This is a genomic window from Amycolatopsis sp. NPDC051071 (genome assembly GCF_040682875.1).
In the GTDB taxonomy this organism is placed as follows: Bacteria; Actinomycetota; Actinomycetes; order Mycobacteriales; family Pseudonocardiaceae; genus Amycolatopsis.
In genome coordinates this window covers 1-12,822 of sequence record NZ_JBFBBY010000194.1, presented here as the reverse complement: position 1 = coordinate 12,822, position 12,822 = coordinate 1, and the positions used below count along the sequence as shown (strand labels likewise).

Below are 12,822 nucleotides of genomic sequence, written 5' to 3'. Positions count from 1 at the left end.
GGTGTGGGCCCTTCGGCCTCGTACCGGGTCGTACTCGGTCGAAGGGCCCGCGCCGCCAGGGGCCGCCTGGGCGCGAAGACCACGAACGAGATTTGCCAGACACGCCCTAGTCGGTATCGGCGCCCCGATCCGGGCATATCAGTCTTGTCGGTCCCCTGTCGTACGCTCGCGGCGTCCACTGGGGAGAGGAGTTCGCGTGAACGAGGTGAAAAGCCTGGTTTCGGCGGTTCGCAACGGTTTGGCCGGGCTGGCCGATCCGGCGAAGGCACCGGGTATGCAGGCGTACATGAAGTCGGAGATGCCGTTCCTCGGTGTCGCGTCACCCCCTCGGGCGGCCTTGTTGAAACAAATCTTCGCCGAACATCCGCTACCCGATCGAGTGAGTTTCTCCGCCGCCGTCCTCACCTTGTGGCGTACAGCGGAATTCCGCGAAGAACGGTATGCGGCGGTGGCCCTTTCCGGGCATCGCTCCCACGCCCGCTGGCAGGACAGTGCCCTGCTCGGCCTGTACGAAGAGATGATCGTGACCGGCGCTTGGTGGGACTATGTGGACGAAGTCGCCATCCGCCGGGTCGGGCCGATCCTGCGGGCGGAGCCGGAGACGGTGACCCCGCTGATGCTGACCTGGGCCTACGACGAGGACAAATGGCGACGTCGTACCGCGGTGATCTGCCAGGTCGGGGCCAAGGGCGGAACCGGCACCGACCTGCTCACGCGAGCCGTCGAGGCGAATATTGACGACAAGGACTTCTTTCTGCGCAAGGGAATCGGCTGGGCCCTACGCGAGTACGCGAAGACCGAGCCGGACTGGGTGCGTGCGTTCGTCACCGCGCATCCCGCACTGTCCAATCTGTCCAGGAAGGAGGCGCTCAAGCACCTGGGCGATTGAGCACCGGGCGCGGGATCAGCGCGAGGAGTTCCTCGATGACATCGCCGAGCTCGGGAAGCAGCTCTCGCGTCTCCTTCAGATCGCGAAGCAGGTCGAGCCGCACTTCCCGCGGCGGTCCTTCGCCGAGCAGGTCCGCGACATTACGTTTCGCGTCTTCGGCGCGCCCAAGAACGAGGAGGAAGAAGAGCGGCTGGGTCTTGACGTCCCAATCGCCGGGGTCGGCCTTCGCACCGGCGACGGCTTCTTCGAGAGCTTCGCCGAAACGTCGCTCGGCTTCCTGGGTTCGCCCGGTCTTCAGCCAGGCCAGTGCGAGAAGATTGCGCGCCCAGACGGATTCGGCAGCCAGCGGCCGGAGGACGTCCATCGCCTCGTCCGTCCTCCCCGCGTACAACAAGGCTTCGCCGAGGTTCCCGGAGCGGTCGGTGTCGTCCGGATCCAGGGCGACCAGTTCACGCAGTTCCCGGACGGCTTCCTCGTGGTCACCCGTCCGGCGATGGATCTCCGCACGCAGGGCGCGAACGCTCTCGTCGTGGCCGGCGGCCAGCGCACTGTCCACATCCGACAAGGCGCCGTCGAAAGCACCGAACAGAAGGCGATGACGAGCACGCCGGTGGAAGGCGTATCCATCCTGTCCCAGCCGGGCCGCCTCGTCCAGCGCCTCCCGGGCTTCCTCGTGCCGATCCAGGTCCGCGAGGTTGTCGGCCCGGAGGGTGTGGAAGAGGGCGCTCTCCGGGTTCGCTTCGAGTGCGGCGTCGATGTCGTTGAGGGCGGCTTCGTAGTCGTCCGAGGCCCGGTAGGCGAACGCTCGCCAAACGTGAGCCCACTCCTTGGCGGGCTCCAGTTCGAGCGCGCGGTTCAGCGATTCCATCGCCTCGTCGCGCCTCTTCAACGGCCGGAGCAGCACCATCCCTCGCCGCAAATGGTTCTCGGCGTCCTCGGGGGCCAGCTCGATCGCCCGTTCGAAGTCGGCGAGTGCCGCTTCGGGATCACCCTCGGCGGCATGCACCTGGCCACGCATGTACCACGCCCACTCGTAGTCCGGCTCGATCCGGAGAGCGGCGGTGAAGCCGTCGATCGCGAGCCGATGCCGATCGCCGCGATAGTGGAAAGCCGCCCGGGTCGCGTGAGACCTGGCGTTCTCCAGATTCGCCGCGATGACCGCGTCGAAGGTCTTCGTAGCGGCGTCCTCGTCCCCGGTCTGCTCGAGGAACCACGCGAGCTCGGTCAGGTAGTAGACGTCCTTGGGGCGCAGCGCGGCCGCCGCCCGGTACCCGGCGAGGGCCTCCTCGTTCTCCCCCAGGTCGGCCAGCAGCGTCGCCCGCCGGCAAAGCGCCCAGGCATAGTCGGGATCGAGCCGGATCGCGATGTCGAGTTCGTCGATCGCCTTCCGGGGTTCTCCGCGTTTGACGTACACCTCGCTCCGGGCGGTGTACGCCCACGCGTGGTCGGGTTCCAGGCGGACGGCTTCGTCGAGGTCGGCCATCGCACCGTCGAGGTCGCCGAGTCCGGCGCGGGCGGAACCGCGCCCTCGCCACGAATAGGCGTAGGCGGGGTCGAGTTCGATCGCCCGGTTCAGGTCCGACAGCGCCGGTTCCCAGTCACCCTCGTTGTGGAACAAATTGCCCCGGTCACTCCAGACGTAGGGGTCGGCGGGGTTGAGAGCGCAAGCCCGGTCGTAGTCCCGCTTCGCCTGCTCGATCTCGTCCTGGCCCTCGTATGCCCAGGCACGACGGCGGATCACCGTCGAGAGGCGGGCCGTGTCGAGCTCGCCGGCGGCGGCGAGCAGGTCGAGCACCGGGATCTTCCTCGATCCGTCGCCGTCCCCGATGGCGACGGTCAGCCGCTGCGCCCAGCCCAGTACGGCGGGCGCGTCCGCGTCGACGCCCGCCTGTTCCATCATCCGCACCCAAGTGCGCGCGGCCGCGGTACCCGTGGTGATCATCTCGGCGGCCCCGAGCAAGGCGTCCGGCAGCGCTTCCGCCGGATCGCCGCAGAGCCGGTGGTAAGTCTGCTCGAGTTTCCTCCGCTGCCAGCCTTCGTTGCTCCAGGCGTCGCGATGGCGGCTGAGCCCGAGTTCGGCGCACCGGCCTTCGTAGTACTCGCTGAGCCGCCGGTGGTGTTCGGCGAACGCGGCCGGTGAACTCCCGCGTTCCAGGCGCACCATCGGACCGCGAACCACCGGGTGATAGCGCACCGGCAGCTCGCGCCGCCCGACGAACGGCAGTTCCCGCAACCAGCGGAAGGTCTCCCCCGCGGTTTCCTTCCCGGTCAGGACGCCGAGGACGTCTTCGTCCAGGACACGGGGAAGCGACGCCGTGGCCGCGATCTTCTGCTTGGCCTTCTCGGGAACCCAGTGCAGGAACCGTTTGACCGCGTCGTCGCTGGGATCCCCGACGGCGCCCGCTTCCGCGGGCTTCCCCCGTGCCAGCATGGCGACCAGTACGGGCAGGCCGTCGGTCAGCCGCAGCACGATCTCGATCACGTCTTCGTCGGTGATCCCGTGTTCGGCGAGCAGACGCCGTGCCTCCGGTTCGGTGAACGGCCGGAGTTCGACCTCGTGCACCAGCGGCGCGTGCCGGTTCCACTTCGCCTCGTCCAGCGGGAACTGCCCGGCCGTGGTGAGCACGAGGTTCTGCGGCAGGTCGCCGTACAGTCCGCCGAACAGGTCGAGCAGCCACGTCTCCAGTACCGGCGCCGTCCGCTCGAAGGTGTCGAAAAACAACGCGATCTGCCGGGACTCGGGAACCCGCCAGAGATCCTCGACGAACGGCTTGGTCAGTTCCTCCGCCGGATCGAGGAGCAGCCGGACATCGGCCTTTCGCTTGAACTTCGCCGCGAGATAGCTCTGCAACTGTTCCAGCTGTTTCGCCGTCGCGTCGGCGTCGATCGCGCCGGCGGCGATACTTCCGCCGGGGAGGGTCTTCGCCACCCCGAGACCGGCTTTGACCACCGTCTTCGTCACGAGCGCGCGGCCGGCGGCCGGGGCCTGCGGATCGCTGTGGAGCCGTTCCCTCGCCTTGAGGTAAAACTCGTGGCGTTTCTCGAACCGGCGCATCTCGTGTCCGCTGCGCGCGAGGTCCTTCGCCAGTTTGACCAGTGTCGCGGACAGATCCTGCTGCCGGTCGTCCGCGAAGCCGACGGCCGCGCGGGATTCCTCGGCGATGCCGCGAAGCTGTTCGAGGAGGAAGGACTTGCCGACCCCGGCGAGACCGTGCACGGAGAACAGGTACCGGCGGCGCCGGTCACTCCCCGACAGCCCGAGATTGACCCGGAAGTCCTCGCGTTCCCCGACTCTGCCGACGAAACCGTCGCTCAGCCTGGCACGGGCGATGTCTTGGATGCTGGACCGGCCGTCTGGACGTGACACAAGTCCTCACTTTGCCACATCCATGACGCGTGAAGGCCCCCTTCTCTCGGTTCAGCCGGGGGAAGGGGGCCTTCACAGGACTACAGATCAGGTCCGCAGGCTCGCCCCGAAGCGCTCACCGGCGACCGCGACGGCGGCGTCGCGGGCCTTCGTGGCCTCGTCGACGGTCAGCGTGCGGTCCGCGGCACGGAACCGCAGCTTGTACGCCATCGAACGCTTGTCCTCGCCGAGCTGCTCACCCTGGTAGGAGTCGAACAGCGTGATGTCTTCGAGCAGTTCGCCCGCGCCTTCGCGCAACGCCTCGGCCAGGTCGGCCGACGGCACGCCGGCTTCGGCGACCAGCGCGACGTCGAGCAGCACCGGCGGATAGGCCGAGATCCGCGGCGCCGGACGGCTGTCCGGGATCGGGATCGCGTCCAGGTCGAGTTCCATCGCGACGGTGCGCGGCGGGAGACCGAGTGCCTCGACGACCTTCGGGTGCAGCTCACCGGCGTACCCGACGGGCCACTGACCCACGCGCAGCTGAGCGCACCGGCCGGGGTGCCACGGCGGCTGGTCCGCCGCGACTGTGGTCAGCTCGACACCGGCGGCCTGCGCCACCAGCCTCGCCGCCTGCACCGCGTCGGCCCAGTTCGCCTGCTCGCCAGCACCCCACCAGCCCGCGCGGCCACGCAGTCCCGCGAGGACGACGGCGACATGCAGCGGCTGCGGCGGCACGGCCGCCTCCAGTACCGCGAGTTCCTCGTCGGTCGGCCGCCGGTCCACCCCTGGCGAAGGCATCGGAAGCGGATTCGGCCCCGGCAGCACCACCTGTCCGAGGTGGAACAGCGAGACGTCCTTGAAGCCGCGGGAAATGTTGCGCTGCACCATTTCCAGCAGCCCCGGCAGCAACGTGCTCGCCAGCCGGTCCTTGTCCGCCTCCAGCGGGTTGCGCACCCGGACGGTTTTGCGGCGGACGTCGTCTTCGGCCAGCCCGAACGAATCCCAGACCGAGTCCGAGATGAACGGGAAGGGCATCACCTCGACGTAGCCTGCCTCGGCCAGCGCGCGTGCGACCGACCGGCGACGACGCTGCGTGTCGGTGAGGCCGCGGCCGGCGGGCGCCTCGGGCAGCACCGACGGGATGCTGTCGTAGCCCTCCAGCCGGAGGACCTCCTCGACCAGGTCGGCGGACTGCACCAGGTCAGCGCGCCAGCTCGGCGGGACCGCGGTCACCAGCGCGGTGCCGTCCTCGGACGTACCGACGTTGACCTTGCACCCGATCTGCGAAAGCCGCCGGACCGTGACACCGCGCTCGTAGCGCACACCGGCGACGTCGTCGGGCAGGTTGATCGGCATGGTCACCGGCGGGTTCGGCTCGACGCCACCCTCGTCGGTGCGGCCGGGCAGGATCGAGCCGTCGCCGTACTGGCGCAGCAGCCGCGCGGCGAACTCGACGGCCACCGCGCACAGCTGCGGGTCGGTGAACCGCTCGAACCGCTTGGCCGCCTCGGAGAACAGCTTGTGACGGCGGGCCGTGCGGCTGATCGACGACGGATCCCAGTGGGCCGCTTCGAGCAGCACGTCCGTGCTCTCGGGAGTGATCTCGGTCGACGCGCCACCCATGGTGCCCGCCAGCGAGATCACGCCGGAGTCGTCGGCGATGACCACGTCGTCGACGTCGAGCGTGCGCTCGACATCGTCCAAAGTGGTCAGTTTCTCGCCCGGCTTCGCCTTGCGCACCACCAGATCGCCCTTGACCGAACTGGTCGCGAACGCGTGCAGCGGATGCCCGAGTTCGAGCATCACGTAGTTGGTGACGTCGACCGCGAGCGAGATCGAGCGGATCCCCGCCAGCATCAGGCGCCGTCGCATCCACCACGGCGTCGGCGCCGTCGCGTCGAGGTCCTTGACCCGGCGCAGGACGAACCGCTTGCAGCCTTCGGTGTCTTCGAGGTGCACCGGCCAGGCGACGCTCTCGGCCTCGGGGACCTCGATGGACGCCGGGTCGCCGAACGGGGCGTCGAGCGCGTTCGACAGCTCCCTGGCCAGGCCGCGGACCGAAAGCGTGTAGCCGCGATCCGGGGTCTGCGTCACTTCGAGCACGGTGTCGTCGAGGATCAGCAGCTTGTTGGCGTCCTCGCCGGGGCTGGCGGTGCTCGGGGGCAGCACCAGGATGCCGGAGTGGTCGTCACCGATGCCGAGTTCGCTCGCGGAGCAGATCATGCCGTCGCTGATCCGGCCGTAGGTCTTGCGCGAAGCGATCTCGAAACCGCCGGGCAGCACCGTGCCGGGCAGCGCGACGATGACCAGGTCGCCCTCGGCGAAGTTCGTGGCGCCGCAGATGATCCCGCGGGTCCTGATCCCCGCCGGACCGTCGTCTTCGAACGGGCCGTCGTCGGCGTCGTCATCGTCGTCGACGTTCTCGTCGGCCTTGTCGGTGCCGTCGTCGGACTCGCCCACGTCGACCCGGCAGAAACGGACCGGCTTCTTGAACTCGGTCAGCTCCTCGATCTCGGCGACGCGGCCCACCACGAGCGGGCCGGTGACCGGCTGGAGCGGACGGACGTCGTCGACCTCGATGCCGATGCGCACGAAGGCATCGACCAGATCCTGGACCGTGACTCCCTCGTCGAGATCGAGGTGTTCGGTCAGCCAGCTGGTTGGGACCTTCACTCAGGCCTCCGTTCCGAAGGGCAGGGTGAACCTGATGTCGCCCTCCACCATGTCGCGCATGTCCGGGATTCCGTTGCGGAACTGCAGGGTGCGCTCGATACCCATGCCGAAGGCGAAGCCCGAGTAGACTTCGGGGTCGACGCCGCAGGCACGCAGGACGTTGGGGTTGACCATGCCGCAGCCACCCCATTCGACCCAGCCGGCGCCGCCCTTCTTCTGCTCGAACCAGACGTCGACCTCGGCCGACGGCTCGGTGAACGGGAAGAAGTGCGGGCGAAGGCGGGTCTTCGAGCTTTCGCCGAACATCGCGCGGGCGAAGGCGTCAAGGGTGCCCTTGAGGTGCGCCATCGTCAGGCCCTTGTCCACCGCGAGCCCTTCGACCTGCGAGAACACCGGGGTGTGCGTCGAGTCGAGCTCGTCGGTCCGGTAGGTGCGGCCGGGGCAGACGACGTACACGGGCAGGTCTCGGTGCAGCAGCGTGCGGGCCTGCACCGGCGAGGTGTGCGTCCGCAGCACCAGGCCGGAGTCCTCCTCGCCGACGTAGAACGTGTCCTGCAGCTGGCGCGCGGGGTGGTCCTTGCCGAAGTTCAAGGCGTCGAAGTTGAACCACTCGGCCTCGAGCTCCGGTCCGTCTGCGACCTCGTAACCCATCGCGACGAACACGTCGGCGATCCGCTCGGACAGGGTCGCGATCGGATGCCGGGCGCCGCGGGGCACGCGGTCCCACGGCAGCGTGACGTCGACGACCTCCTCGCGGAGCACCTTTTCGTCACGTTCGACCTGGAGCACGGCGCGGCGCGCGTCGAAAGCGGCCTGGATGCTTTGGCGTGCTTCGTTGACCCGCTTGCCCGCCTCGGCCTTTTCCTGCTTCGGCAGGGCACCGATCTCGCGGCGTGCGAGGAGCAGCGGAGACTGGTCCCCGAGGTGAGCGGGCTTGACCGCGGCCAGCGCGTCGAGATCCGCCGCGGCCGCGAAATCCGTCTCGGCCTGCTTGACGGCGGCCGTCAACGTCTCCGGCACGAGCGCTCCCGCCTGGGGGTCCTGCTTGTCGTTGGCTTCGGACATAACTCCTCGGCGTCCGCTGGGACTGGTCCGGTGCACACGAGCGCACACATGGGTTTAGCAGCTGCTGAATTCTATGGGACAGCGAACGGCGGCCCCCGATCACCCTCGGGCTGGGCACACCGTCACACGGGAGTGCGAAAGAACGCGGATCTACGCCGTAAACAAGGTGCTGGAACGAACAGTGCGTTCCATGAGAGCTCCCTCGTGTCGTGGTTCCGTCGGCGTAGTACCGGCGACTCTACGTGGCGGTACTCCGCGAGGCCATCGCATTTGTGTACACGCAGACGGCGGCGGCGGTCGCGAGGTTCAGGCTTTCGGCGCGGCCGTACAGCGGGATCTTGACCGCGAGGTCGACCGTGTCGAGCACGTTCCGCGGCAGTCCGTGCGCCTCGTTGCCGAACACCCAGGCGGTCGGCTCGGCGAAACTCACCTGATCGAGTTCCACGTCGGCGTAACCGTGCGCGCCGATGGTGCGGAGACCGGCGGCGGAGCAGGCCTTCAAGGCCGCGTCGACGTCCCGGATCCGGGTGATGGCGGGGTGGAACAGGCTACCGGCGGCCGCACGGACGCATTTGCCGTTGTGCGGGTCGACACTGTCACCGGCGAGGACGACCGCGTCGGCGCCGGCGGCGTCCGCCACCCGGATCACCGTGCCGGCGTTACCGGGGTCGGAGACGTCGACGAGCACGACGACGAGCTTCGCACCCGGCCGCAGGACGGTCTGTTGTGGACGGTCCACGAGTGCGCAGACCGCGACGATGCCTTGCGGCGTCACGGTTTCGGAGAGTCCGTCGGCGGCGCGATCGGTGATCGGCGAGATCACGACACCGGCATCGCGGGCAGCGGCGAGCAGCCGCTCGTGGTGCGCGGCGGCGCGTTCGGTGACGAACAACTCGTACACCTTGCCGCCGTCTTCGAAAGCGTGGGTGAGCGCGGCTTCGACCGCGTTCGCGCCCTCGGCGAGGAACCGCCCGGCCTTCTCACGCTCTGCCCGGCGGGTGAGCTTGCGCGCAGCAACAACCCGGGGCGTCCGTTCGGTGAACGGAGCAGCCCCGGGTCGTGGAAGAGCGCTGTAGCCGGTCAGGCCGACTTCTTCTCTTCGGTGTTCACGTTGGCCTTGGCCAGCTCGGCCAGCGCGGTGAACGCGGCGGCGTCGTTGACCGCGAGGTCCGCGAGGATCTTGCGGTCGACCTCGACACCCGCGGCCTTGAGGCCCTGAATGAAGCGGTTGTAGGTAACGCCGTTGGCGCGGGCGGCCGCGTTGATACGGGTGATCCACAGCTGGCGGAAGTCACCCTTGCGGGCACGGCGGTCCCGGTAGGCGTAGTTCAGCGAGTGAAGCGTCTGTTCCTTCGCCTTGCGGTACAGCCGCGAACGCTGGCCGCGGTAGCCGCTGGCGAGCTCGAGAGTCGCGCGACGCTTCTTATGGGCGTTGACAGCCCTCTTGACGCGTGCCACTGGGTCCATCCTGTCGATCTGGGGGCGCGCTGGCGCGCCCGGCGTTTACAAAGTGCGGGGTGTCAGCGGCCGAGAAGGCGCTTGACGCGGCCGACGTCGTTCTTGGCGATCTCGGTGGTGCCTTCGAGACGACGGGTGAGCCTGTTGGACTTCTTCTCCATCAGGTGGCGGCGGCCGGCCTTCTGGCGGCGCAGCTTGCCCGTGCCCGTGACGCGAACTCGCTTCGACGTCCCGCTGTGCGTCTTCATCTTCGGCATTGCGTTGTCCTCTTTCGCGCGGCGGCACACCGGTGATCTCCGGTGTGCCGCGACATGTGCTGGTCGGCGCTTACGCGTCGGCGGGCGGCTCGGACGACTCGGACTCGGTCGACTCGTCCTTGGCTGCCTTCGCGGCCTTGGGCGGCTTCACGTTCTTGTGCGGGGCCAACACCATGATCATGTTGCGACCGTCCTGCTTCGGCGACGACTCGACGAAACCGAGTTCCGTCACCTCGTCGGCGAGCTTCTGCAGCAGCCGGAAACCGAGTTCCGGCCGGGACTGCTCGCGACCGCGGAACATGATCGTGACCTTGACCTTGTTGCCAGCCGCCAGGAAGCGGGACACGTGACCCTTTTTGGTCTCGTAGTCGTGCTGGTCGATCTTCGGCCGCAGCTTCTGCTCTTTGATGACGGTGAGCTGCTGGTTGCGGCGGGACTCGCGGGCCTTCTGCGCACTCTCGTACTTGAACTTGCCGAAGTCCATGAGCTTGCATACGGGCGGGCGTGCCTGCGGAGCAACCTCGACAAGGTCGAGATCGTTCTCCTGTGCCAGCCGCAGCGCATCTTCGATCCGGACGATGCCGACCTGTTCACCGGCTGGTCCGACGAGGCGGACCTCCGGTACCCGGATTCGGTCGTTGATGCGTGTCTCGGAGCTGATGGGGCCTCCCTGGTTCGAGGTAAATTCTTCTACCGTTTCGACCTGGTGCCCACATACCGAAGGCCTCGGTACCGTGAGGTACACGAGGCCCACTCTTCCGATCGTGCTCGATTCTCCAGAACCGAACACACCGCCTCGACGCCCGAAATCGTCTTGGCGAGACCGGACCCGGACACCTGGTGTTGCGGCAGTGACGCGGGTGGGAGCGGGGCTCCACTTGCCGCCCCCGATCACTCGGGGGCTGGTCGCTCGTGGAAGGGTACCAGACGTGTCAGAAGAACCCGTTCAGCAGCCCCCGTATTCCCAGGACGTCCGCGGCTTGGAGGACATCCCGAGCGTCGAGGTGATCAGCAGGGCGGCCGTCATGCTGCTCTCCGCCGGCGCCGAACGACTCGGCCTCGCCGACGAGGACCCGGCCAATTCCCCCCACCGCGACCTCGACGAGGCTCGTCGTCTGATCACCGCACTCGCCGGGCTGGTCACCGCTTCGGCAGAGTACCTGGGCCTGCACGCGGGCCCGTTGCGCGACGGCCTGCAGTCACTGCAGAAGGCGTTCCGCGAGGCTTCGGCCGTGCCGGACGCCCCCGGGCAGGGTCCGGGCGAGAAGTACACGGGGCCGGTCTACTAGTAGGCCTGGCCTCCCGCTCCTGCTCGCTCCAGGAAGTGTCTCCAAAAAAGTGTCATGAAAGGGTCTTTCAAGACGTTTTTCGTCCTGAAAGACCCTTTCATGACACTTGGCGAGCTACCCGGGAACCCGACCGGGCAGCTAACATTTCAGATGTGAGTGAGTTGGCGAAGGTGCCGAGGTCCCTCCTGAGGGACGAGGCCTACGAGAGCATCCGACGGGCGATCATCGACGGGACGCTGCCGCCAGGGACGAGCCTGCGTGACGGCGACCTCGCCGACCAGCTCGGTCTCTCGCGGGCGCCGGTGCGCCAGGCGTTGCTGCGCCTCATCGAGGACGGCCTCGTCGAGTCGAAGCCGCAGAGCTACACACGCGTGGCGGGGTTCGTCCCCGACGACGTCCGCGACGCGCTGCGGCTGGTCCGCACGCTGCACGAGTCCGCCGTCCGCGCGGGCGCGCCGCGGATGGGACCGGCCGAGGTCCGGGCGATGCGCGCGGCCAACAGCCGGTTCGCGGCGGCGATCTCCGCCGGGGACATCGGGGCCGCGATCGCCGCCGACGACGACCTCCACGACATCCCGGTGGCCGCCGCGCGCAACCGGGCGGTCGCCGCGACGCTCGCCAGCTACACACCGCTGCTCCGACGTCTCGAATACGCCCGCTTCGGCTCCCTGCCCGCACACCGGTCGGTCCAGCGCCACGCGGACCTGGCCGACGCGATCGAAGCGGGAGACGTCGACAAGGCCTGCTCGATCACCGCCACGATCTGGACCGAACTCGAAGCCCTACTGGAGACGCCATGATGCTCGCCGACTTCCCGCGTTACCCGCTGCTGTTCGGCCCTTCCCCCGTGCATCCGCTCGACCGGCTCACCGCGCACCTCGGCGGCGCGAAAATCTGGGCGAAACGCGAGGACGTCAACTCCGGTATCGCGTTCGGCGGCAACAAGACGAGGAAGCTCGAATACCTCGTTGCCGACGCACTCGCTTCCGGCGCGGACACGCTGATCTCCATCGGTGGCGTGCAGTCGAACCACACCCGCCAGGTCGCCGCGGCCGCCGCGCGGGCCGGGCTCAAGGCCGTGCTGGTCCAGGAAAGCTGGGTCGACTGGAACGACCCGCTGTACGACAAGGTCGGCAACATCCAGCTGTCCCGCATCCTCGGCGCCGACATCCGCATGGTCGAGGCCGGGTTCGGCGTCGGTTTCAAGGAGAGCTGGGAGAACGCGGTCAAGGAGATCGAGGACGGCGGCGGGAAGCCGTACGCGATCCCGGCGGGTGGTTCGGATCACCGTCTCGGCGGGCTCGGCTTCGCGAACTGGATCGTCGAACTCGAAGCGCAGGAGGCCGAACTCGGCGTCTTCTTCGACACGGTCGTCGTCTGCTCGGTCACCGGCAGCACGCAGGCCGGGATGGTCGCCGGCGCCGCGCTGTCCGGGAAACCGCGGCGGATCCTCGGCATCGACGGTTCGGCGAAACCGGCCGGGACCCGCGACCAGATCACGCGCATCGCACGGGCCACCGCGGACCTGATCGGCGCCGGCGAGATCAGTGAGGTCGAACTGGACGAGCGGTACCACGCCGGGATCTACGGCATCCCCGACGAGTCCACTTTGGACGCGATCCGGACGCTGGCCCGGCTGGAAGGCGTGCTCACGGATCCGGTTTACGAGGGCAAGTCGATGGCGGGGCTGATCGACCTCGTCGGCCGGGGCGAGATCGCGCGGGACTCGAACGTGCTCTTCGCGCATCTGGGCGGGCAGCCCGCGCTCAACGGGTACACGAGCGTGCTTTGACTTCCTGAAGTGTCATGAGGGGTCCCCATAGGACGAAAAGTGTCCTATGG

At 68.3% G+C, this 12,822-nt stretch carries 11 protein-coding genes; 4 read left to right on the top strand and 7 right to left on the bottom strand.

Annotation, left to right across the window (positions count from 1 at the left end):
* Window positions 1–196: 196 nt before the first annotated feature.
* Window positions 197–889: a DNA alkylation repair protein gene (locus AB0M65_RS36020; protein ID WP_364038287.1), complete on the top strand. Its 693-nt coding sequence runs from the start codon at window positions 197–199 to the stop codon at window positions 887–889.
* Here AB0M65_RS36020 and AB0M65_RS36015 read toward each other — a convergent pair.
* The 7 genes from AB0M65_RS36015 to infC form a co-directional block, all read right to left on the bottom strand.
* Window positions 870–4,256, bottom strand: a complete 3,387-nt coding sequence (locus AB0M65_RS36015; protein WP_364038284.1) for a tetratricopeptide repeat protein — start codon at window positions 4,254–4,256, stop codon at window positions 870–872. The two genes, AB0M65_RS36020 and AB0M65_RS36015, sit on opposite strands and share 20 nt — an antisense overlap.
* Window positions 4,257–4,343: 87 nt before the next feature.
* Entirely contained in the window at window positions 4,344–6,911 is a 2,568-nt protein-coding gene (gene pheT / locus AB0M65_RS36010) for a phenylalanine--tRNA ligase subunit beta (RefSeq protein WP_364038281.1), read from the bottom strand.
* Entirely contained in the window at window positions 6,912–7,976 is a 1,065-nt protein-coding gene (pheS, locus tag AB0M65_RS36005) for a phenylalanine--tRNA ligase subunit alpha (protein ID WP_364038278.1), read from the bottom strand.
* Window positions 7,977–8,214: 238 nt separating this feature from the next.
* Window positions 8,215–9,060: an RNA methyltransferase gene (locus AB0M65_RS36000; RefSeq protein WP_364038296.1), complete on the bottom strand. Its 846-nt coding sequence runs from the start codon at window positions 9,058–9,060 to the stop codon at window positions 8,215–8,217.
* The gene (rplT, locus tag AB0M65_RS35995; protein WP_364038275.1) at window positions 9,057–9,434 is read right to left on the bottom strand and encodes a 50S ribosomal protein L20; all 378 of its coding nucleotides are present in this window, start codon (window positions 9,432–9,434) and stop codon (window positions 9,057–9,059) included. The genes AB0M65_RS36000 and rplT overlap by 4 nt, the downstream gene beginning before the upstream one ends.
* 62 nt (window positions 9,435–9,496) lie before the next feature.
* A complete protein-coding gene (gene rpmI, locus AB0M65_RS35990; RefSeq protein ID WP_005163285.1) occupies window positions 9,497–9,691 on the bottom strand; it encodes a 50S ribosomal protein L35 in 195 nt (64 codons plus the stop codon).
* Window positions 9,692–9,761: 70 nt separating this feature from the next.
* The gene (gene infC, locus AB0M65_RS35985) at window positions 9,762–10,352 is read right to left on the bottom strand and encodes a translation initiation factor IF-3 (RefSeq protein WP_364038293.1); all 591 of its coding nucleotides are present in this window, start codon (window positions 10,350–10,352) and stop codon (window positions 9,762–9,764) included.
* Between the two features lie 268 nt (window positions 10,353–10,620).
* Between infC and AB0M65_RS35980 the strand changes: the two genes are divergently transcribed.
* From AB0M65_RS35980 to AB0M65_RS35970, 3 genes are all read left to right on the top strand, one after another.
* Window positions 10,621–10,980, top strand: a complete 360-nt coding sequence (locus tag AB0M65_RS35980; protein ID WP_181770740.1) for a DUF1844 domain-containing protein — start codon at window positions 10,621–10,623, stop codon at window positions 10,978–10,980.
* A gap of 161 nt (window positions 10,981–11,141) precedes the next feature.
* Window positions 11,142–11,780, top strand: a complete 639-nt coding sequence (locus AB0M65_RS35975; RefSeq protein ID WP_364038290.1) for a GntR family transcriptional regulator — start codon at window positions 11,142–11,144, stop codon at window positions 11,778–11,780.
* Complete coding sequence (locus tag AB0M65_RS35970) at window positions 11,777–12,772, top strand: 1-aminocyclopropane-1-carboxylate deaminase (RefSeq protein ID WP_364038270.1); 996 nt, start codon at window positions 11,777–11,779, stop codon at window positions 12,770–12,772. The genes AB0M65_RS35975 and AB0M65_RS35970 overlap by 4 nt, the downstream gene beginning before the upstream one ends.
* Window positions 12,773–12,822 lie beyond the last annotated feature (50 nt).

Excerpts from the sequence above, each read along its gene's own strand:
- pheS (WP_364038278.1), bottom strand. The coding sequence starts at position 7,976 with ATGTCCGAAGCCAACGACAAGCAGGACCCCCAGGCGGGAGCGCTCGTG.
- rpmI (WP_005163285.1), bottom strand. The coding sequence starts at position 9,691 with ATGCCGAAGATGAAGACGCACAGCGGGACGTCGAAGCGAGTTCGCGTC.
- AB0M65_RS35970 (WP_364038270.1), top strand. The coding sequence starts at position 11,777 with ATGATGCTCGCCGACTTCCCGCGTTACCCGCTGCTGTTCGGCCCTTCC.